Below are 19,735 nucleotides of genomic sequence, written 5' to 3'. Positions count from 1 at the left end.
TCGTCGGTACCGTAGGAGCTCCACCGAGGTGGAGGTGCCAGTGGATGTGACTCGAGACACATATTTGACGATCGGCGCGCTGGCCGACCGGACCGGCGTCGCGGTGCGCACCATCCGCTTCTACTGCGACGAGGGCCTGCTCCCCGTCAGCCGCACCGCCACCGGCCACCGCGTGTTCGACCCCGCCGCGGTCGAGCAGCTGACCCTGCTGCGCCGCCTCCGCACGTTCGGCATCGGCCTGGCCGCCATCGCCGAGGTCCTCGCGGGCACCCGGTCGATCGCGGAGGTGATCGCGGCCGAACGCGCCGCCCTCGACGCCGAACTCGACACCGTGACCCGCCGTCGCGCCCTCCTGCGTGCCGTCGAAGCGGCCGCACCGGATCAGCACGCGCGGCACCTGACCCACCTCGCCGCCGTCGTCGACCCGCGCGCCGCCTACGACACGCTCGCCACCTTCTGGCGCCGCCAGCTCACCCCGCTGCCGACCTCGGCGATCGACGGCTTCCTCGGCATGAACATCCCCGAACTGGCCCCCGACGCCGACCCCGGGCACCTGCTCGCCTACGCGGAACTCGTTGCCGCGGCCACGAATCCGGCCCTGGCCACCGCCATGTCGGACACCATCCGCCACCGTGGCACGCCGGGCGTCCGCGACGAACGCCGCCTCCTGTTCGACATCGCCGACGCCTGCGTCACCGCCGCACCCCGCGTCGCCGCGGGCCACGCACCCCGCCCCGGCCCGGAACTCGACCACTACGTCGAAGTCCACGCCACCGCCCGCGCCCGCCGCGACACCCCCGAATTCCGCCGCTGCCTCCTCCGCGACACCGCGGGCGCCGACCGCCCCGTCCGCCACTACTGGCACCTCACCGCCACCCTCACCGGCGACTCGGTCAGCTCCGGCGCCGCCCACCTGTGGCTGTTCGACGCACTGACCGAATCGGTCCGATGAAAAAGGGAGGCCGGTGACCCGGCCTCCCTGTGATCAGCTATTCCGAACTCACGGAATCACTTCCACGATGTCGCCCGGTTCCAGCCAGTCGTAGTGCGCCTTGGCGCCCTCGGGGGTCAGGCGGATGCACCCGTGGGACTCGGCCTCGACCGGGCCGATGTGGTAGGCGATGTCACCGTTGAAGAACACCGCGTACTCCATCGGCGCGTTGTGCAGGGTGCTCCAGTGGAACGGCTTCTTGAACGCCACCTTGAACACGCCGGGCGGCGTCTCGTAGCCCGCCTTGCCGTGCGACATCGGGGTCGGGCCGAAGGTGGTCTCGCCGTTGTCCATCAGCCACGCGTTGTTGGTCGACAGCTGCAGGCACGCCCGTGCCTTCTCGCTGCAGGGTGCGAGGACCGGTTCGGGCTCCGGCTCGGGAATGAGTGCCGGGACGCCCGGTACATCGGGACCGCCGGGCCACAGCGGTTCGGCCTGCACCGGTGCGGCGACGGCGGCCCCGGCCACCATCGCGCCCAGCGCCGCCTGCACGGCCCAGCGGGGAATATGACTACTGCTCACGAAATCTTGCCTCTCTCGCCGCGCCCACCCCCGGTCGACTGGCGACCCGATCGTGAGCTCTCAACATCGACACAAGCCTCGAAAAGATGGAGATGCCAGAGATCATGAAGTATTGCGATCGTGTTGAGCAAACCCAGCCGGGGCGGGTCGGCGTGCCGCGGGTCACGCGTCGAAATGCCGCCGCGATTCCTCGATGTCGCCGAGGTGGCGCTGGGTCCAGTCGCACATGCCGTCGACCGTCGCGCGCAACGCCTGCCCCGGCTCGGTGAGCCGGTACTCCACCCGCGGCGGAACCGTCGGATACACCGTCCGGTCCACATTGCTGAATCCGGCCGGACTGCCGGCGATCGATACCTACCGGCAGGTGGCCGTCGCGACCGGATCGCGATCGGTTCACGTTGCCGGTCAGGTCGCCTGGGATGCCGAGGGCAACATGGTCGGCGCGGGTGATCTCGCCGCGCAGGTCGAGCGGTGCTACCGCAATGTCGGCATCGCGCTGGCCGCGGCCGGCGCCTCTTTCGGCGACGTGGTGAAACTGACCGCGTACGTCGTCGATTGGCGGCCGGACAAGATGGCCGAGTTCCTGGACGGGGTCTCCCGGGCGGCCGTGGCACTGGGGATGACCCCGGTGGCACCGGCGACCCTGATCGGTGTCGCGGCCCTGGCATCGGCGGATCATCTCGTCGAGATCGAGGCCGTCGCGGTTCTCGATTGAGCGGGCCGCTTGACTGCTTAGGTAAGCCTGACCTATGCTCAACTCGGCGTACGGATGAGCCGGAGGTCCCGAGGGCTGCGGTCGACCCCCTCATTCATGCCGCGGCGGGCTCCGTCCCTTGGAGGGAGCCCGCCGCTCGTTTCTCGGGTCACCGGGTGCGGCGAGCGAATTCTGATGGTGTAAACCGGAACCTATGAGCGAAAACTCCCTGTCGTTGGCCGACATCACCCCGGAACTGATGACCAAGGCCAGTGAGGGCACCTTCACCGATCTGATCGGCCTGCGCTTCACCGAGGTCTCCGCCGACCGGGTCGCGGGCGAATGGGAGGTGCGCCCGCAGTTGCACCAGCCCGCCGGCATCCAGAACGGCGGCGTCTACTGCACCGTCATCGAGACGCTGGCCAGCGTCGGCGCGGGCGTGTGGTTCGGCGACCGCGGCTCGGTCGTCGGCGTCAACAACAACACCGACTTCCTGCGCGCCGTCCGCGAGGGCGTCCTCACCGGCGAGGCCACCCCGATCCACCGCGGCCGCAGCCAGCAACTCTGGATCGTGGTCATCACCGACGCCGAAGGCCGCACGGTCGCCCGCGGCCAGGTCAGATTGCAGAACCTGGCCGCCTAGGCCCCACTCTCGCCGGTCATGCGGTGAGGAGACGGAGGCCGAGATCCGCGGCATCGAGGTCGGCGAGGTCGTGGTTGCGCTCGGCCCACCGGCCCGAGGCGAGATCCGCACCGAGGCTTCGCACCGCCCGATGCTCGGCTTCCGGCCCGACCCTCGTCCAGGTCGACACCGCCCGGCGCACATGGTCTTCCAGGTAGGCCCGTGGCCGACGCCAATACGCCTCGAACAAGCCGTCGGTGCAGTCCCAGGGAATGGGCACCGGCCGCGCGACCGCGCCGATCGCGTCGCCCATTCCGGTGAGCGAGGGAAAGTCGGCGAGCATGTCGCCGAACTCGGGCAGATAGTCGCGGGTGAGCCAGAACCGGTCCTGCCATCCGGGCTCGCCCGCGTCGAAGGTGAGTACGCTGACGGCTCCACCGCGGTCACGTCGCGGTCGTAGGGCTCGTAGGACCCCGTGCCCGCCCCGATGTTCAGTACTGTCCGCGCGTCACCGAGTGCCGCCCAGATCTGCGCGGCGATCCGCGGGTCGGTGTGCCGTGTCGTGGTGTAGGCGCCGCCGATCGTGTCGTACAGCCGGGCGCCGAACATCTCGAACTGCTCCGCCGGTGTCACCGCGACTCCCTGCATTCGTGCCTCGAGTTCCCTGTCGATCGCCGCCACCATGGCATCGGTGTGATCGCGCCGTTCCAACAGCAGCCCACGCAGTCGGCGCAGGTGCGTGATCGCGTCGATGGACGGGTCGCCGACCATGGCCGCGACCTCCCGCAATCCGAAGCCGAGGCGGCGGTAGGCGAGTACCTCGCGCAGCCGCTCCAGGTCGCCGGGCGAGTAGACCCGGTATCCGGCCTCGGTTCGTGCCGATGGCCGAACGAGCTCGATCGCGTCGTAGTGATGCAGCGTGCGGACGCTCACGCCCGCCAATGCGGCCACGCGTCCCACGGTCAGGTGCTCCTCCACGGCACCGACTATGCGGCCTGACGCCACGGGAGGGTCAAGGTTGTCATCACGAAAATTCTCGCTCGACGGGAATTTATTTCCGAGCGTCCGGCATCGCCGCAGGTCGTGGCAGTTCCGGGCAGTGGAAGGCGCGGGCCGGTAACGGCATTCGGTCGCCGTCCGGGTCGATAATTTCCGGGCCGGGACGACGGTCGCCTTCGTCGGTGGTCCGCGGCTTCGGCGCGGAGGCTCGGAAGGAACGTGATGACAGCGCGCAACACCGCCGCAGACGACTCGCTGGTGGCTCGGGTCGAGCAGTACGCCGAGGAGGTGTTGCGTCCCGCGGCGCTGCGGACCGACCGGGAGGGAGTCGCGCCGGAGCGGATCGACGAACTCCGCGCACTCGGTCTGCTGAATCATCTGGCACCACCGGAATTCGGTGGTCTCGCGATCGACCGCGACACCGACCGCCGCGTGCACGAGACCATCGCCGGGGCCTGCTTCAACACCTGGCTGGTGTGGGCCCAGCACGCGCCGCTGGCGGGCCGTATCGCGGCCGCCCGCGCCCAGGGTGTCCCGGTTTCCCCACTGGCCGAACGGATTCTGCGCGGTGAACTGCTGCTCGGCGCCGGTGTCAGCGATGTGCGCCACTTCCCCGAGCGCTACATCTCCGCCCGCAAAGCCGCCGACGGCTGGCTCTTCGACGGCACCATCTCCTGGGTCAGCGGCTGGGGACTCAACGCCGCGCTGACCGTGGCCGCGGTCGAACCCGACACCGACACCGTGGTGACCGCGCTGGTTCCGGTCGGGGACGGCCTGCACAGCGACGGACCACTCGACCTCGGCGCTGTCGGAGGCAGCAGGACCGCGCGCGTGCGCCTGGACGCGGTGTTCGTGTCCGAGGCCAACGTCCTGTCCACCCAGAGCCTCGACGAAGCCCGCTACGCCGACATCGGCACCGCCAGCGACGCGCGCGCCCACCACTTCGGACTCGCCGAAACGGTACTGGCCGAGCTCGAGCGCAGCGATCGGCCCGAGACGCGCGCCGTCGCGGCCACCTGGCGCCCCCGCGTCGCCGAGATCCGCGCCACCGCCTACGCGCTCGCCGACGAGGCCCTCGCGGCGGGCGGCGGTCCGCATCGCCTCGACGAACGCCTCGCCACCAAAGTGGCCAGCGGCGAAGCACTTTCGGCCATCACCAGGGCACTGCTCATCAGCCGGTCCGGACGCGGCCTCAGCGGGGACGACACCGCGCAACTGCACGCCCGCTCCGCCCTGTTCCTGCTGGTTCAAGGCCAGACCGCCGACGTCCGCCGCGCCCAGCTCGCCCAGCTGGCCCGCTGATCTCCACCGAAACGGAAACCGCACCCCATGAGTCTCGAATTCCTCTGGTACATCCCCAATCAGGTCACGCCCGGCCACCGGGGTGAGCCCGTCACCGCCGACCACAACAGCCTCGACACCTTGACCGTGCAGGCCAAGGCGCTCGAGGACAACGGCTGGAAGGGCGCGCTGCTCGGCACCGGGTGGGGCAGGCCCGACACGCTCACCGTCGCGGCCTCGCTGGCCGCGCGCACGGAGACCTTCGAGCCGCTCATCGCGATCCGGCCGGGATACTGGCGCCCGGCCAACTTCGCCTCCGCCGCGGCCACGCTCGATCATCTCTCCGGCGGCCGGGTCCGGGTGAACATCGTCTCGGGCAAGGACGATCTCGGCGCCTACGGTGACAGCGAGGGCGATCAGGCCGACCGCTACGCCCGCACCAAGGAGTTCCTCCAGCTCGTGCGCAAGCTGTGGACCGAGGAGAACGTCACCTACCGTGGCGAGCACTTCCAGGTCACCGATTCCACGGTCGTGCCCCGGATCGTGCCGCGCGGGAACCGCCGTCATCCCACGCTCTACTTCGGTGGCGCGTCCGCGGCCGCGGAACGGGTCGCCGCGACCGAGGCCGACGTGCAACTGTTCTGGGGCGAGCCGCTCGAAGGGGTCCGGGAGCGGATCGAGCGGCTGCGTGCGCTGAGCGAGGAACTCGGCCGCGAGCACGCGCCACTCGAATTCGGGTTGCGCATCACCACTTTCGTGCGCGACACCACCGAGCAGGCCTGGGCCGATGCCGACGCCAAGGTCGCGGAGATGGCCAAGAACAGCCAGACGCCCAACCCGCGCCGCCGCGCCGCCGTCGGTCAGCAGCGCCTGCTCGACCTGGCCGAGCGCGGTGAGGTGCTCGACGACAACCTCTACACCGCGCCGGGCAAGTACGGTGGCGGTGGCGCGGGCACCACCTGGCTGGTCGGCTCCGCCGAGGACGTCGCCAAATCGCTGCGCAAGTACCGCGATCTCGGCATCACCCACTTCGTCCTGTCCGACACCCCCTACCTGCGCGAGATCGAGCGCCAGGGATCTCAGCTGCTGCCCCTGCTCGGGGAGTGAGCACAGCCAGTGCCACCCCTGTCCTGACGGCGGGAGCGGACCGCTCCCGCCGGTTCCGGCTGATCGCGGTGTTCGCGGTGACCCAGACCGTCGGCTACGGCGCGATGATCCAGGCGTTCACCGTCCTGCTGGTGCCGATGTCGCAGGCGCTGTCCGTCTCGCGCACCGAGATCGCCGCCGCCGCCACGATTTCCACCCTCGTCGGTGCGCTCGCGGCGGTGCCGGTGGGCAATCTGCTCGACCGCTACGGCGGCCGCGCCCTGATGACGGCGGGCTCGATGGTCGGCGTCGGCGCGGTCGTGCTGTGGTCGCAGGCGCAGACCCTGGCCCAGCTGTACCTGGCGTTCACCCTGATCGGGCTGGCGCTGGCCACCTCGACCTACGAGGCGGCCTTCGCCGTCCTCGTCGTGGCCACCGAACCGCAGCACCGGGATTCGGCCATCGTCGCGGTGACCACCGTCGTCGGCTTGGCGACCAGCCTCTACTACTTCTTCGCGGGCTGGCTGGAGACCCAACTGGGTTGGCGGACAACGCTGCTGGTGCTCGCCGCCGGACTGGCGGTGATCGTGGTCCCGGCGCACCTGTGGGCGGTGCCCGGCCGGGCGGCGCACACCAGCCGGGTCGCCCAGCGCACCGGTGTCGCACTCGGCGACGCGCTGCGTGATCGCCGATTCTGGCTGCTGGTCGTGTCTTTCGTGGCGCAGAGCGGGTCGACCTCGGCGTTCCTGCTGATGATGGTCACCTACTTCCGCGACGTCGGGCATTCACCGGTCACCGCGGCCGCCCTGCCGATCACAGTCGGCGTGGCCCAGATCGTCTCCCGCCTCGCCCTGGCACCCTTGGCCCGCCGCTTCGGCATGACCAGCGTGACCGGCGCGTCCTTCGCCATCCAGGGCATCGGCCTGCTGGTCCTCCCGCTCGCGGGCGCCTCACTCCCGCTGACCCTGGCCTGCGTCGTCGCCTTCGGTATGGGTTACGGCACCAGCGTGATCGCCCGCCCCTCCATCGTCGCCGACAGCTTCGGCGTCCCCCAATTCGCCGGCATCCTCGCGGTCATGACCGTCCCCATCGCGTTGTCCCGCGCGGGCGCCCCCTTGGCCGCCGCCTGGCTCGCCGACTGGCGCTTCCTGGTCGCCATGGGAATCGCCGCCCTGATCGCAGCCATCGCCCTGATCCCGCTCTCCCGCACCCCACCCGTCGACCACCCACCCGTGCGCACCCAGGACTGCCCCGCCACCGGCCACGACGGCGCCACACCCCCATAGCGGGCGGTGGGGGCTCGCCCCCACCGCCCGGGGCACGGACTAGGCGGGCAGGCTGTCGGCGGTGGCGGGAGCGGCCGGGAACGGCAGGCCGAAGCGGGCGCGCAAGGTCGGGGCGGTGTAGTCCTTCTGGAAGAGGCCGCGTTCCTGGAGGATCGGGACCACGAGGGTGGCGAAATTCTCCAGGTCGACGGCGGTTTCGGCGGGCATGACGGTGAAGCCGTCGGCGGTGCCCGCGGCGAACCAGGAGGTGAGGTCGTCGGCGACCTGTTCGGCGGAGCCGACGAGGAGGCGGTGGCCGGAGCCGCCCGCGCCCTGCTGGATGAGTTCGCGTGGGGTGCGCGGGCTTTCGGCGATGAGGGCCCGGGTGGAGATGCTGAAGCCGGTGGAGAAGGCGCCGGTGGGCACGGTGTCCGGCAGGTCGGCGGCGCTGATCGGATCGTCGGGGCCGAACGAGCCGGCGGGCAGGCCGAGGTTGCCCAGCAGGGCGGTGGTGAGGCGGGCGATCGGGAGCTGGTCGTAGAGTTCCTGCTCGCGGCGCCGGGCCTCTTCCTCGGTCGCCGCGACCAGGACGACCACGCCGAGGGAGATCTTCACGTCGTCGGGATGACGACCGGCGGCCGCGGCGCGCTGACGGATGTCATTGCGGAACGCGACAGCCTTGGCCTGCGTCTGCGCCACGGTGAACACCACATCGGCGAAATCGCCCGCGAGCTTGAGTCCGCCCTCGGAACCTCCCGCCTGCACGACCACCGGCCGCCCCTGCGGTCCCGGCGCCACCGGCAGCGGTCCGGCGACGGAGAAGAACTCGCCTTCGTGATCGATGCGATGGATCTTGTCGGGGTCGGCGTAGCGGCCCGTCGCCTTGTCGGCGATCAGCCAGTCGGCCTCCCAGCTGTCCCACAGCCGGGTGACCACGTCGAGGAACTCCCACGCCCGCCGGTAGCGGGTTTCCTTGTCGGGATGATCGGTGAGTCCGAAATTCGCTGCGGCGGCGGGAGTTCCGGTGGTGACGATATTGACCGCCGCGCGCCCCTTCGTCACGTGATCGAGCGCCTGGAAGCGGCGCGCGAGGTTGTAGGGCGAGTTGTAGGTGGTCGAAGAGGTGATCACCACGCCCAGATTCTCGGTCACCGCGGCCAGATGGCCGAGCAGCACCAGCGGGTCGATACCGGTGCCGGGCGCCTCCTCGATCTCGCCGCGCAGCGCGGGTCCGTCGCCGAGGAAGACCGCGTCGATCTTGGCGGCCTCGGCGATCTCGGCCAGGCGCCGGAAGTAGTCGATGTCGAGGTAGGCGAGGGGATCGGCGTGGTCGAGTCGCCAGGCATTGCGGAAGTGTCCCGGCGTCATCAGGGACAGGTTCAAATGGAATCCGGACATGGTGGTCGCCTTCTGGTGCGGTGAGACGGACGACGCCGATGACGTGGGCGGGTTCGGCCACGTCATCGGCGTCGTGTTCGGGGGAGAGTCAGAGCTTCAGGCCGGTCCCGTGGACGCCGTGCTCCTCGATGAGCGCGAGTTCCTCGGCGGTGAAATCGGGGAAGTTCAGCGCGGCGGTGTTGTGGTCGAGCTGGGCCACCGAGCTCGCGCCGATCAGCGCCGAGGTCACCTCGGGGCGGCGCAGCACCCACTGCAGCGCCAGCTGGGCCAGCGACTGACCGCGGGCCGCGGCGATCTTGTTGAGCTCGGCGGTGCGCTGCCGGTAGGTCTCGTCGATCACGTCGGGGGACAGGAACGTGGAGTTCTGCGCGCGGGCGCCCTCGGGGATGGTCTCGAGGTACTTGTCGGTGAGCAGACCCTGGGCCAGCGGCGAGTACACGATCACACCGAACCCGTCCTGGGTGGCGGTGTCGAGCAGGCCGTTCTGTTCCGGGCGGCGATCGTAGATCGAGTAGCGGGCCTGGTGGATCAGCAGCGGCACCCCGGCCTGGCGCAGCAGTTCGGCGGCCTCGTGGGTGCGGTCGGGCTGGTAGTTGGAGATGCCGACGTAGAGCGCCTTGCCCTGCTCCACCGCGCTGACCAGCGCGCCGACCGACTCCTCGAGCGGAGTGCTCAGGTCGGGGCTGTGGTGGTAGAAGATGTCGACGTAGTCGGTGCCCAGATCACGCAGGCTGTGCTCGAGGGAGTTCAGGATCGACTTGCGCGAGCCACCGCGCAGGTACGGGCTGGGGCCGATCGCGTTGCCCGCCTTGGTCGAGAGCACGATCTCGTCGCGGTAGGGCGCGAGATCCTTGGCCAGCACCCGGCCGAAGTTCTTCTGCGCGGCGCGGTGCGGGGGACCGTAACGGTCGGCGTTGTCGAAGTGGGTGATGCCCAGATCGAAGGCGTGCAGGATGATCTCGCGCTGGGTGGCGAAGGCGTAGTCGGTGCCGAACTTCTGCCACAGACCGAAGGAGAAGGCGGGCAGGTCCAGACCGGAGGTCCCGGTGCGCCGGTAGGGGACCTTCTCGTAGCGGTCTTCCGCGGCGGTGTAGGTGCGGTCGAAGGGGCCGTAGCTCATCAGGTGTTCTTTCTCTCGGTGGTTCAGAAGAGGCCGGTGGTCGGGGGCTGCTCGCCCGTCAAGTGAAACGCGCCCGCGACGGCTTGCTTCCACTGGCGGGGATTGTGATTGGCGGCGGTGCGGGCATTGCGCCAGTGCCGGTCGAAGCCGAGGGCGCGGTCGGTGATCGAACCGCCACCCACGTCGAAGACGAGTTCGGCCGCGGCCAGCGCGGATTCGATCGCGATCACCCCCGCCTGGGCGATCTCGACCGCGGCGGCCGCACCCGCGTTCCTGGCGTTCTCGCCGGTGCGCCCACGCACGCCTTCGAGGGTTTCGGCGGCGAGCAGCACCACAGCCCGTGCGGCCTGGGCGCGGGCGGCGATCTCGCCGACGGTCTGGCGGACGTAGGGATCCTCGGCGCTGGTGCTCGCGCTGCTGTGCTTGATCGGGCGCGCCTTCTCGCGCACATAGGCGACGGCGTCGTCGAGGGCGCGCGCGGCGATCCCCGCCTGGACGGCAGCCAGGTACAGCTGGGCGTAGGAGCCCTGCCAGGGGTTGGCCGGTTCGTTCCCGTCGGTCGGGGTGACCTCGTCGTCGGTGATCCGCACGCCGGTGAACCGCGTGGTGCCACTGGCGGTGAGGCGTTGTCCTACGGCGTCGAAGTCGTCGAGGCGTTCCACTCCCGGGCGATCCACCGGCACGGTGAACCGCAGCACGGTCCCGTCCTCGGTGCGCGCCTGCGTGGAGAACCAGTTCGCGTAGAGCCCGCCGGTCGAGTAGTACTTCTCGCCGTCGATCACCCATTCCGCACCGTCGCGCCGGGCCGTCGCGTTGACCTGCCCGCTCGCGCCGCCGCTGCGTTCATTGCTGGTGCCCGCGAACAGATCCCGGTTCCGCAACCGCGCGAGAGTCACCTCCCGATGCGGCAGATCCGGCCTGCCCGCCACCTGGTTCGCGATCAGGAAACTGCTCCGCAATGCCTGCGCCACACTGGAATCGGCCCGCGCGATCTCGATCACCAGATCGGTGACCTCTCGCAACGAACCACCCGCTCCGCCCTCGGCGACGGCGATCCCGGTCAGCGCGATCCCGGCCTCGGCCAGTGCCCGCACCTCCGCGAAGGCGAAGTCGCGATCGATCTCGCGCTGCCGCGCGGTCTCGGCCAGCCGCCGGAGGATCGGCGCCACGTCGGCCCGGATACCGTCCACCGTCAGCGGCTGTCGTGAACCACGACGCACCTCACCAAGGCCGGCGTCAGGTGCGCTGTCCCGCTCCGGGCGGGCCGACGGGTGCGCTCCCGGACTGGAGTCCGATCGAGCGCCGTTCACGGACTCGGGGTCGAGTGCGGTGACCGAGGGTGCCGACCGCTCGACGGCGGTCATCGCGTGCCGCTCGTCGCCACGGCTGCACCAGCGGGTTCGGGCGTGGCGGCAGCGTCCGCGTCGACCGAAGGGCGCAGCCTGTAGTACCCGGGCACGGGTGTGGTGCCGTTGAGTACGTAGTCGCCGACGATGCGGGGCTTGTAGATGACCGGATTGTGCGAGGCGAGGGTGCGGGCGTTGCGCCAGTGCCGGTCCAGGTGCACGCTGTTGCGCACAGTGGAGGACCCGCCCGCATCGAAAGCTCTTGTGGCGGCGTCGAGTACGGCCTCGATGACCGCGATCTGCGCCGCGGAGGTGTCGAGGTAGGCGCGGCTGTATGCCCCCTCGGACCCGGCGGCGTGCGCGGCCTCCAGTTGCTCGGCGGCGTGGCGCAGCAGCGTTTCCGCGGTGAGGCGACGGGCCGACAGGGTGCCGATGACCGACAGGATGTCGGGGTCCTCGGTGGCGTGCTGGGTGAGCGCGTGCAAGCTGGTGCGGGTGCGTCCGCGCACGATGGCCACCGTCTCGGCGACGATGCTGCGCGCGATGCCGGTGAGATTGGCCAGGTGCACGATCTGGACGAAGGAGTCCAGGCCGCGCAGTGACTCCTTGAACCGGCCGATGTCGCCGTTCTCCTCGACCGGCACATCCACGAAATAGGTTGTGCCGCTGCCGGTTTGCCGCTGCCCGATTCCGTCCCAGTCGTCGGCGTGGGTGACGCCGGGGTGCCGGGCGGGGATCACCACGAAGCCGCGGTTGCCCTCGTCGTCGACCACGGCGGCGCGAATGTAGTCGGCGAAACGCGCACCGGTGGAGTAGAACTTCGTGCCGGAGACCACCCGGACGCCGTCGGCGCCGATCCGGGCGCGCGTGGTGGTCACGCCCCACGCGGTGGTTTCGGTTCCGGCCGCTTCGGCGACCAGCGCCGAGGGCTCGGACTGCGCGTTGCCGAACACCACGCCCGCGCCGATGCGCCGCAGCCAGTGCTCGCGCACCGCGAGATCGGTTTCGGCGCGCAGGATCTCGGTGGTGGTGAAGTGCCCACGCCAGATCTGCGGGATGTTGGAATCGGCCTGCCCCGCCTCGGCGAGCAGATCGAACAGCGTCGGCAGGTCCACGTCGAACCCGCCGAACTCCACGGGAACCCGCAGGCGGCCGAAACCGGCGTCGGCCAACTGCTGGATCAGCGCGTCGGGGTGCTCGAAGGCCAGGTCGCGCGCACCGGCGCCCGGCACGAACTCGGCCAGGACGGCCCGGATCCGGGGCAGCGCCTCGGCCAGGGTGGCGGGCTGGGTGGTGGCAGTGGTCATGACAGTCCTCCGATGAGGTCGCGTCCGGCGATCGCGTCGAGCAGACGCACGGTGTAATCGTCGGTGGGGGAAGAGAAGACCTGGTCGACGGTGCCCTGCTCGACGATGCGGCCCTGCCGCATCACCGCCACGCGATCGGAGATCGCCCGCACCACGGCCAGGTCGTGAGAGATGAAGACATAGGTCAGCCCGCGATCACGCTGCAGGCCCCGCAACAGGTCGAGGATCTGCGCGGCGACCGACACGTCCAGCGCCGAGATGGGCTCGTCGAGGACGATCACCTTCGGCTCGAGCACCAGCGCGCGGGCGATGGCGACCCGCTGCCGCTGCCCGCCCGACAGTTCCCGCGGATGCCGGTCGACGAAATCGGCGGGCAGCGCCGCCGCTTCCAGCGCCGCCACCACCCGGTCCCGGTTCGGTCTGCGCCGGCGCGGGAGCCGGCGCCGTGGTTCGAACGAACGCAGCGGCTCGTCGACCACGTCGTACACGTCGAAGCGCGGATCGAACGAGGAGTACGGGTTCTGGTAGACGATCTGCACGTCCCGGCGCAGCGGCCGGAACTCCCGGCGACCCAGCCGGGTGATGTCGGTACCGAGCAGTTCGACCCGCCCCGAATCCGCCTCGGTGAGCCCGGTCAGCACGCGCGCGGTGGTGGACTTGCCACTACCGGATTCACCGACGAGGGAAAAGGTCTCACCCCGGCGCACCCGGAACGAGATGCCGTCCACCGCGGGCACGCCACCGTAGTCCTTGCGCAGCTCGTCGACCTCGACGACCGTTTCCGTCGCGGACGTCACCGGCGTGCGCTCGCGCACCCACGGCCGGCGGGCGGGCACGCTGTCGAGCAGTCGCCGGGTGTAGGGGTGTTGCGGGTCGGCGACCAGCTGCGCGGTCGGCCCGAACTCGACCAGCCTGCCCTGATGCAGCACCCCGATCAGATCGGAGCGGTCCGCCGCCACACCCAGGTCGTGGGTCACCAGCACCACGCTGGTCCCGGTGCGCCGGCGCACCTCGTCGAGCAGATCGAGGACCTGCTTCTGCACCGTCGCGTCCAGCGCCGAGGTCGGCTCGTCGGCGATGATCAGATCCGGTTCGGCGGCGACCGCCGCGGCGATGAGCACCCGCTGGCGCATGCCGCCCGACAGCTCGTGCGGATACTGCTGGTAGCGCCGCTCGACCTCGGTGAAACCGACCAGGTCGAACAGTTCGTACACCCGCGCGCGGCGGGCCTGCGCGTCGAGTTCGGTGTGCAGGCGCAGCACGTCCTCGACCTGGTGGCCGACCCGGCGCACCGGATCCAGCGAGACGGTCGGGTCCTGCGGGATCAGGCTGATCGCCCGGCCGCGGATCGACCGCCAGCCCTTCGCGCTCAGTTCGGTGAGAACCTGATCGCGGAAGGTGATGGTGCCGCCGGTCACCGCGCCGTTGCCGGGCAGCAGCCCGAGCACGGCATGGGCGGTGGTGGTCTTGCCCGACCCGGATTCGCCGACCAGCGCGAGCACCTTGCCCGCGGGCACGTCGAAGGAGACGTCGTGCACGACGGAGGTGACGCGATGACCCGCGCGGTAGCCCACGCGCAGATTCGTCACCGAGAGCACCGGCGGCGCGTCGGCTTCGACTGCCGGGACCGAGATTTCGTGGACGACGCTCATGGGGAGGTCCTCCTGGAGAGATGACGGGACAGATGATTGGTCGCCAGCACCATCGCGACGATGGTGAGCCCCGGCCACAGCGTCAGCCAGCCGCGGGTGGCGATGTAGTTGCGCCCGTCGGCGACCAGCCTGCCCCACTCCGGATCCGGCGGCTGCGCGCCGAGCCCGAGGAAGCTCAGCGAGGCGATCCAGATGATCGCGATGCCGAACTGCACCGTGATCAGCGAGACCGTCGGGCCGATCGAATTGGGGATCACGTGCCGCCACAGGATGGCGCCGGTCGAGGCCCCACTGGTGGTGGCCGCCTCGACATAGGTGCTGGTGCGCGCCTTGACCACCTCCGAGCGGATGAGCCGGGCGAAGGTCGCCGACGAGGTGAGCCCCACCGCGATGCCGGCCTGCCAGATCCCGAACCCGAGCAGCACCACGATGGTGATGGCCAGCAGGAAGCCCGGAATCGACAGCACCACATCGATGAGCCGCATGACCGCACTGTCGGGGAACCCGGCGAACCACCCGGCCACCGCGCCAAGCAGCGACCCGACGACCACCCCGACACCGACCGCGATCGCCGACCCCAGCAGCGAGGCCCGCGCGCCGTAGACGATGCGCGCGTAGAGATCCCGGCCGAGCTGGTCGGTGCCGAACCAGTGTTCGGCCGAGGGCGGTTGCAGCTTCTGCGCCGGATTCACCTGCAGCGGATCGAAACCGGTGAACAGCTGCGGCACGATCGCCCACAGCAGCACGGTCCCGACGACCAGCAGTGCCGGCCCTACACTCCAGTATCTGGCCGCCCACCGCGCCGCGGCCCGGCCCTTCGACGGGGTCTCTTGGGCGACAACGGTTTCTGTCTTCACCAGCGTGGTCATGGCATCGCCACTTCGGCAGGCAGTCGCCGCGACGCGACGACCGGAACGGGAACGGGAACGACGGACTTCTTGCCCCGCACGACGGTGACCCGCCGGGTCCGCCCGTCGACGAGCACGCGCGGGTCGATGAACGGATAGGCCAGGTCCACCGCGAGATTCACCAGCACATAGGCCACCGTCGACAGCAGCACCACGCCCTGCACGACCGGCAGATCCTGGGTGCCGACCGCGCCGACGGTCACCTGGCCGATGCCCTGGCGGGCATACACCGACTCGGTCACCACGGCGCCGGCGATCAGCTCACCGACGGCCAGCCCGAGCAGTGTCAGCACCGGCAACGACGAATTGCGCAGCACGTCCTTGCGGAAGATGTAGCCCTCCCCGGCACCCCGCGCCTGCACGACGTGCACGAAGGGACGCTGCCGGGTGGTGCGCACCGAGGTGGCGAACACCTGGGCCAGCGGCGCGGCCACGATCAACCCCAGCGTCGCCGCGGGCGCGAGCAGCGCCAGCAGCGTGCCGTTGTCGACCGAGGGAATCAGATGCCACCGGAACGACAGGTACTGCAGCGCGAGCACACCGACCACGAAGGTCGGCACCGAGGCGAACAGCGCGGGGGCGGAATCGAAGATCCCGCGCAGCCACGCCCACGGCGCGTAGTTGGCCGCCAGGGCGATGACCCCGGCGAACACCAGCCCGAAGACCAGCGCGAGACCGGTCAGCGCCAGCGTCGAGGGCAGTGCCTCGGTGATCATCTGCGCCACCGGTTTCCCGGTCGACAGCGAGAAGCCGAGATCGCCGCCCAGCACGCTCCACAGCGCGTGCAGGTACTGCTCCCAGACCGGCCGGTCGAGCCCGTAGAACTCGAGCATCAACCGGCCCGCCTCGGGGGAGATCTGCGCCTCCGGATCCTGGATGCGGTTGGTCACCGCATCACCCGGCAGCGCGCTGAGCAACAGGAACGACAGGGTGTAGGCGGCCCAGAGCACCAGGACTGCCTGCACCAGCCGCCGCAGGACGTAACCGCGCATCGGTCAGACCTCCGTTACCCGGTGACCCAGGTGTCGTAGAGCCAGGTGCGCGCGGTCGACTCGGTGCTGAATCCGTGCACGGTCGGTGCCAGCCCGAAGACCTGGGTCTCGTCGTAGAGCGGGATCGCGTAGCCCTCACCGAAGACGTGGTCCTCGATGGCCTGGATGGCCTTGGTGCGTGCGGCGGGGTCGAACTCGTAGGCCTGCGCGCGTACCAGTTCGTCGAGCTTGGCGTCGGCGGTGGGCGCGTAGAACTCGTTCTGCGCGGTGCTGTCGAACGCGGTGCGCAGCACATCGGCCTCGGCACGCGAGGTCTGTCCCTGCACCAGCGACCACTTGTCGGGCCGCGTGTTGCGGATCGACTCGTACTCGGTCTGGGAGACGTTGCGGATCACCAGCTCCACGCCTGCCTTCTTCCACTGCGACTGCAGCAACTCCAGCACCGGCTGCGACACCTGGTAGAACGGCGCCACCCAGACCTCGAACTGCAGGCGGGTGCCGTCCTTGGCCCGGATGCCGTCGCCACCCTTGCGCCAGCCCGCGCCCTCGAGCAGGGAATTCGCCTTGTCGAGGTCGTAGGTCAGGTACTTGCTCGCGTCACCGCGCTGCGGGGTGCCGTCGACCAGGATCGAGGTCGGGACCGGATAGCTGGGGGAGAGGACCGTCTGGTTGATCTCCTGCCGATCGGTGGCGGCCTGCAATGCCAGCCGGACGTCCTTCTCGACGATCGGCGTGGCCGAATCCAGTTGTGCGGAGAGCTTGTTCGTCTGTCCCTGTACCGGGAAGGCCACGATCTGGCCGCCGGTGGCGGTCACCGTCTCCTCGTCGTAGGGGCTGATGTTGCGCGCGATGTGCGCCTCACCCGACTGCAGCGCGCCGACCCTGGTCCCGGCCTCGGGCACGGTCTTGAAGATCACCCGCTCGAGGTAGGCCTTGCCCTGGTGACCGGAACCCGCAGGCGCCCAGTTGTAGTCCTCGCGGCGCTTGAGCGTGATTCCGGTGTTGCCGTTGACCGACTCCACCACGAACGGACCCGACCCGATCCAGTTCTTGGCCTGGCCCTGCCCGTTGAGATCCTGCTTCAGGAACGGCGCGGCCAGGATGGAGCCGGCCCGGTAGAACGAAGCCACCTGCAGGAAACCGGCATTGGGCTTGGTGAAGGCGACTTCGACGGTCCGCGGATCGATCACCGTCGAGCCCTGGTAGTCGGAGAAGAAGCGATCCGGCGGAATGCCGAGTTCCTTGTCGCCGAGGGCGTGCTGGTCGTAGTTGGCCTTCACGATCGCGGCGTCGACCGGATCACCGTTGCTGAAGGTCACGCCTTCACGCAGCGTGAAGGTGTACTTCAGCTTGTCGGGGCTGATCTCCCACGACTCGGCCAGCCACGGCTTGATCTCGCCGGTCTTCGGGTCCTGCCAGGTCAGCCGCTCGGCCAGGTTGTTGGCGACCTGACTGTTGGACCAGATCGAGTTGGTCGGCAGCCAGGCCGTGTACTCGATGGGGTCGTAGAAGGTCAGCGTGCCGCCGAAGACGGGGTCACCCGCGGGTTCGCCGGCCGAGGTCGACGGCCCACCACAGGCGGCGAGCCCCGACGCCAGGGCGATGGCCACGGTTCCGGCGGCCAGGATTCTGCGGAATCGGATATTCCTCATGCGGTGGTGGATCTTTCGTCGAAGCGGAACGTCATTGCCTACCCCGGAGATTAAGGCCGACACCGCCACATTCCGCGAATTCGAATCGCCAAGAATGCCTACACCGAGTTTGAAGTTTCCCTTCACGGTCCTGGTCGGGTGCCGATTCACAAAAACTGTACAAATCTCGAAGTACAGCTTGGTTGTTCGCGGACTTGCCGTTGTGCACACTTCGGTGAACTTCCCTCCCCAGGAGTACTGCGAAATGTCATCCAAACGATTTTCGAAGGCGGCCTCGTTCGTCGCCGCCGCCCTCGTCGCCACCGTGCTCGCCGGCTGCGCCGCCTCTGGAAACCAGGTCGCGGGCAGCGACGATGCTGGTCCGCCGGTCACGGGCGGCACGCTGCGGTTCGCCGTGCTCGACGCACCGGCCAATCTCGATCCGCATTCGGGCAGCTCGTACCCCGAATCGCTGATCACCAGCAATATCACCGACAAACTCACTCATCAGAACCCGGAAACCGGCGCCATCGAACCGTGGCTGGCCACCTCATGGGATATCGACACCGAGCTCACCGAATTCACTTTCCACCTGCGCGACGATGTCACCTTCACCGACGGCACGAAATTCACCGCCGATTCGGTGAAGGAGAACTTCGACCTGCTCGGTTTCGGTGACAAGGCCCTCGGCATCGTGCCGGTGACCGCGTACTGGGTCGGCTATGTCGGCACCGAGGTCCTCGATCCGACGACGGTGAAGGTCACCTTCGATCGGCCGAATGCCGGTTTCCTGCAGGCGCTGTCGCTGTACTTCTCGGGCATCGTCGGCCATTCCACGCTGCAACTGCCCAAGGAACAGCGCGGGTTGGCGCAGAACCTGGTGACGACCGGTCCGTTCGTCGTGGCCGAGCACGTCTACCAGCAGAAGACCGTGCTGAAGAAGCGTCCCGGGTACAACTGGGCGCCCGCCAGCCGCAAGCACACCGGCGAGGCCTATCTCGACGCCGTGGAGATCTCGGTGATCCCCGAGGCCGCGGTGCGCACCGGCGCCCTGCGCGCGGGGCAGGTCGACGCGATCCTCGACGTCAACAACACCGACGAGGCGCCGCTGAAAGCCGAGGGCTACCGGATCATTCCGCAGCTGATCCCCGGTCGAGACATCTCCTTCGACTTCAAGACCGACCTGTTCCCGACCGATGACCGCGCCGTGCGCGAGGCCGTGAAACTGGGCTGGAACCGCGACGCGCTCGCCAAGACGGTGCTCACCCCCAGCTACCAGGTGTCGAGCTCGGCGGTCTCGTCCCGGGTACCCGGCCACGTCGACCTCTCCGCGAGCCTGCGCCAGGACCAGGCCGAGGCCGAACAGATCCTCGAGGCCGCGGGCTGGCGCAAGGGTGCCGACGGCATCCGTGTCGACGACCAAGGGCGCAGGCTCGAACTGGCCCTGCTCGGCATCAACAACCTGGTCAACAACAAGCCCGCCTACGAGCTGATCCAGCAGGATCTGCGCAAGATCGGCATCGACCTGAAGCTCAACGTGCTGCCGATCCCGGACTACACCGCCGCCGCGACCCAGCAGAAACGCTGGAACATCCAGGTGGCCAACCAGAGTCGCGCCGACATCGCCGTGCTCGAACAGGTCTACTCGCCGCAGTACACCAACTCCGCGAAGCTCTCGCCGGAGCACCCGCTCTATCAGGAGGCCATCGACAAGCTCAGCGCGGTGAGCAAGACCCTCGACCCCGCCGAGCGCGCCGCGGCGGCCGAGGCGGCCCAGCGATTCCTGCTCGACGAACAGGTCCTCACCGTGCCGGTCTACAACCCGGCCCAGGTGACCGCGGCCGGACCGCGCGTGCACGGCATCGGCTACGAGGCGCAGTCGCGCAATGTCTTCTACGACACCTGGATCGAGCCGAGGTAG

General features: G+C 69.5%; 18 protein-coding genes and 1 pseudogene. 7 read left to right on the top strand and 12 right to left on the bottom strand.

Annotation, left to right across the window (positions count from 1 at the left end):
* The first annotated feature begins 46 nt into the window (after nucleotides 1–46).
* A complete protein-coding gene (locus tag ACFVVM_RS09190; protein ID WP_387615147.1) occupies nucleotides 47–952 on the top strand; it encodes a MerR family transcriptional regulator in 906 nt (301 codons plus the stop codon).
* 48 nt (nucleotides 953–1,000) lie between these two features.
* On the opposite strand, the gene ACFVVM_RS09185 is transcribed toward ACFVVM_RS09190, so the two are convergent.
* Nucleotides 1,001–1,513 carry a L,D-transpeptidase gene (locus tag ACFVVM_RS09185; RefSeq protein ID WP_387615145.1) on the bottom strand — a complete coding sequence of 171 codons (513 nt, stop codon included), beginning with the start codon at nucleotides 1,511–1,513 and terminating at the stop codon, nucleotides 1,001–1,003.
* A 162-nt stretch (nucleotides 1,514–1,675) separates the two neighbouring features.
* The gene (locus ACFVVM_RS09180; RefSeq protein WP_387615142.1) at nucleotides 1,676–1,819 is read right to left on the bottom strand and encodes a winged helix-turn-helix transcriptional regulator; all 144 of its coding nucleotides are present in this window, start codon (nucleotides 1,817–1,819) and stop codon (nucleotides 1,676–1,678) included.
* Between the two features lie 13 nt (nucleotides 1,820–1,832).
* Here ACFVVM_RS09180 and ACFVVM_RS09175 point away from each other — a divergent pair, with 13 nt between their 5' ends.
* Nucleotides 1,833–2,228 carry a RidA family protein gene (locus tag ACFVVM_RS09175; RefSeq protein WP_387615138.1) on the top strand — a complete coding sequence of 132 codons (396 nt, stop codon included), beginning with the start codon at nucleotides 1,833–1,835 and terminating at the stop codon, nucleotides 2,226–2,228.
* Between the two features lie 193 nt (nucleotides 2,229–2,421).
* Complete coding sequence (locus ACFVVM_RS09170) at nucleotides 2,422–2,850, top strand: PaaI family thioesterase (protein WP_084759801.1); 429 nt, start codon at nucleotides 2,422–2,424, stop codon at nucleotides 2,848–2,850.
* 16 nt (nucleotides 2,851–2,866) lie between these two features.
* On the opposite strand, the gene ACFVVM_RS09165 is transcribed toward ACFVVM_RS09170, so the two are convergent.
* Entirely contained in the window at nucleotides 2,867–3,172 is a 306-nt protein-coding gene (locus ACFVVM_RS09165; protein ID WP_387615136.1) for a hypothetical protein, read from the bottom strand.
* A 485-nt stretch (nucleotides 3,173–3,657) separates the two neighbouring features.
* Nucleotides 3,658–3,762 (bottom strand): annotated as a pseudogene (locus tag ACFVVM_RS09160) (MerR family DNA-binding transcriptional regulator); the annotation flags it as partial.
* A 288-nt stretch (nucleotides 3,763–4,050) separates the two neighbouring features.
* Here ACFVVM_RS09160 and ACFVVM_RS09155 point away from each other — a divergent pair.
* The 3 genes from ACFVVM_RS09155 to ACFVVM_RS09145 are packed head-to-tail and all read left to right on the top strand — an operon-like array spanning nucleotide 4,051 to nucleotide 7,481.
* The gene (locus tag ACFVVM_RS09155) at nucleotides 4,051–5,130 is read left to right on the top strand and encodes an acyl-CoA dehydrogenase family protein (RefSeq protein WP_387615134.1); all 1,080 of its coding nucleotides are present in this window, start codon (nucleotides 4,051–4,053) and stop codon (nucleotides 5,128–5,130) included.
* Between the two features lie 27 nt (nucleotides 5,131–5,157).
* Entirely contained in the window at nucleotides 5,158–6,216 is a 1,059-nt protein-coding gene (locus ACFVVM_RS09150; protein ID WP_387615131.1) for an LLM class flavin-dependent oxidoreductase, read from the top strand.
* A complete protein-coding gene (locus ACFVVM_RS09145) occupies nucleotides 6,213–7,481 on the top strand; it encodes an MFS transporter (protein WP_387615129.1) in 1,269 nt (422 codons plus the stop codon). Before ACFVVM_RS09150 ends, ACFVVM_RS09145 begins: the two co-directional genes overlap by 4 nt.
* A 39-nt stretch (nucleotides 7,482–7,520) precedes the next feature.
* Here the strand turns inward: ACFVVM_RS09145 and ACFVVM_RS09140 are convergent, their stop codons facing one another.
* The 8 genes from ACFVVM_RS09140 to ACFVVM_RS09105 form a co-directional block, all read right to left on the bottom strand.
* Nucleotides 7,521–8,858, bottom strand: a complete 1,338-nt coding sequence (locus ACFVVM_RS09140; RefSeq protein WP_387615125.1) for an NtaA/DmoA family FMN-dependent monooxygenase — start codon at nucleotides 8,856–8,858, stop codon at nucleotides 7,521–7,523.
* 88 nt (nucleotides 8,859–8,946) lie between these two features.
* Nucleotides 8,947–9,978, bottom strand: coding sequence for an aldo/keto reductase (locus ACFVVM_RS09135; protein ID WP_387615123.1), 1,032 nt, complete (start codon nucleotides 9,976–9,978; stop codon nucleotides 8,947–8,949).
* Nucleotides 9,979–10,001: 23 nt separating this feature from the next.
* Nucleotides 10,002–11,168, bottom strand: a complete 1,167-nt coding sequence (locus ACFVVM_RS09130) for an acyl-CoA dehydrogenase family protein (protein WP_387615121.1) — start codon at nucleotides 11,166–11,168, stop codon at nucleotides 10,002–10,004.
* Nucleotides 11,169–11,338: 170 nt separating this feature from the next.
* Complete coding sequence (locus tag ACFVVM_RS09125) at nucleotides 11,339–12,631, bottom strand: acyl-CoA dehydrogenase family protein (RefSeq protein ID WP_387615119.1); 1,293 nt, start codon at nucleotides 12,629–12,631, stop codon at nucleotides 11,339–11,341.
* On the bottom strand, nucleotides 12,628–14,283 hold the full coding sequence (locus ACFVVM_RS09120) for a dipeptide ABC transporter ATP-binding protein (protein WP_387615116.1): 1,656 nt from the start codon (nucleotides 14,281–14,283) through the stop codon (nucleotides 12,628–12,630). The genes ACFVVM_RS09125 and ACFVVM_RS09120 overlap by 4 nt, the downstream gene beginning before the upstream one ends.
* Nucleotides 14,280–15,152 (bottom strand): ABC transporter permease, encoded by an 873-nt coding sequence (locus ACFVVM_RS09115; RefSeq protein ID WP_387615113.1) that lies wholly within the window; start codon nucleotides 15,150–15,152, stop codon nucleotides 14,280–14,282. The genes ACFVVM_RS09120 and ACFVVM_RS09115 overlap by 4 nt, the downstream gene beginning before the upstream one ends.
* Nucleotides 15,149–16,183 carry an ABC transporter permease gene (locus tag ACFVVM_RS09110; RefSeq protein WP_387615110.1) on the bottom strand — a complete coding sequence of 345 codons (1,035 nt, stop codon included), beginning with the start codon at nucleotides 16,181–16,183 and terminating at the stop codon, nucleotides 15,149–15,151. The genes ACFVVM_RS09115 and ACFVVM_RS09110 overlap by 4 nt, the downstream gene beginning before the upstream one ends.
* Before the next feature lie 14 nt (nucleotides 16,184–16,197).
* Nucleotides 16,198–17,835, bottom strand: coding sequence for an ABC transporter substrate-binding protein (locus ACFVVM_RS09105; protein ID WP_387615108.1), 1,638 nt, complete (start codon nucleotides 17,833–17,835; stop codon nucleotides 16,198–16,200).
* Between the two features lie 244 nt (nucleotides 17,836–18,079).
* On the opposite strand from ACFVVM_RS09105, the gene ACFVVM_RS09100 reads away from it, so the two are divergent.
* Nucleotides 18,080–19,735, top strand: coding sequence for an ABC transporter substrate-binding protein (locus ACFVVM_RS09100; protein WP_387615105.1), 1,656 nt, complete (start codon nucleotides 18,080–18,082; stop codon nucleotides 19,733–19,735).

The sequence above is a fragment of the Nocardia sp. NPDC058176 genome (genome assembly GCF_042883805.1).
In the GTDB taxonomy this organism is placed as follows: domain Bacteria; phylum Actinomycetota; class Actinomycetes; order Mycobacteriales; family Mycobacteriaceae; genus Nocardia.
The sequence above is the reverse complement of the archived record's forward strand: the minus strand, read 5'-3'. Positions and strand labels throughout refer to the sequence as shown.

Coding starts and splice junctions, on each gene's coding strand:
- ACFVVM_RS09170 (WP_084759801.1), top strand. CDS start 2,422: ATGAGCGAAAACTCCCTGTCGTTGGCCGACATCACCCCGGAACTGATG.
- ACFVVM_RS09165 (WP_387615136.1), bottom strand. CDS start 3,172: ATGCTCGCCGACTTTCCCTCGCTCACCGGAATGGGCGACGCGATCGGC.
- ACFVVM_RS09155 (WP_387615134.1), top strand. CDS start 4,051: ATGACAGCGCGCAACACCGCCGCAGACGACTCGCTGGTGGCTCGGGTC.
- ACFVVM_RS09150 (WP_387615131.1), top strand. CDS start 5,158: ATGAGTCTCGAATTCCTCTGGTACATCCCCAATCAGGTCACGCCCGGC.
- ACFVVM_RS09140 (WP_387615125.1), bottom strand. CDS start 8,858: ATGTCCGGATTCCATTTGAACCTGTCCCTGATGACGCCGGGACACTTC.
- ACFVVM_RS09135 (WP_387615123.1), bottom strand. CDS start 9,978: ATGAGCTACGGCCCCTTCGACCGCACCTACACCGCCGCGGAAGACCGC.
- ACFVVM_RS09125 (WP_387615119.1), bottom strand. CDS start 12,631: ATGACCACTGCCACCACCCAGCCCGCCACCCTGGCCGAGGCGCTGCCC.
- ACFVVM_RS09120 (WP_387615116.1), bottom strand. CDS start 14,283: ATGAGCGTCGTCCACGAAATCTCGGTCCCGGCAGTCGAAGCCGACGCG.
- ACFVVM_RS09115 (WP_387615113.1), bottom strand. CDS start 15,152: ATGACCACGCTGGTGAAGACAGAAACCGTTGTCGCCCAAGAGACCCCG.
- ACFVVM_RS09110 (WP_387615110.1), bottom strand. CDS start 16,183: ATGCGCGGTTACGTCCTGCGGCGGCTGGTGCAGGCAGTCCTGGTGCTC.
- ACFVVM_RS09105 (WP_387615108.1), bottom strand. CDS start 17,835: ATGAGGAATATCCGATTCCGCAGAATCCTGGCCGCCGGAACCGTGGCC.
- ACFVVM_RS09100 (WP_387615105.1), top strand. CDS start 18,080: ATGTCATCCAAACGATTTTCGAAGGCGGCCTCGTTCGTCGCCGCCGCC.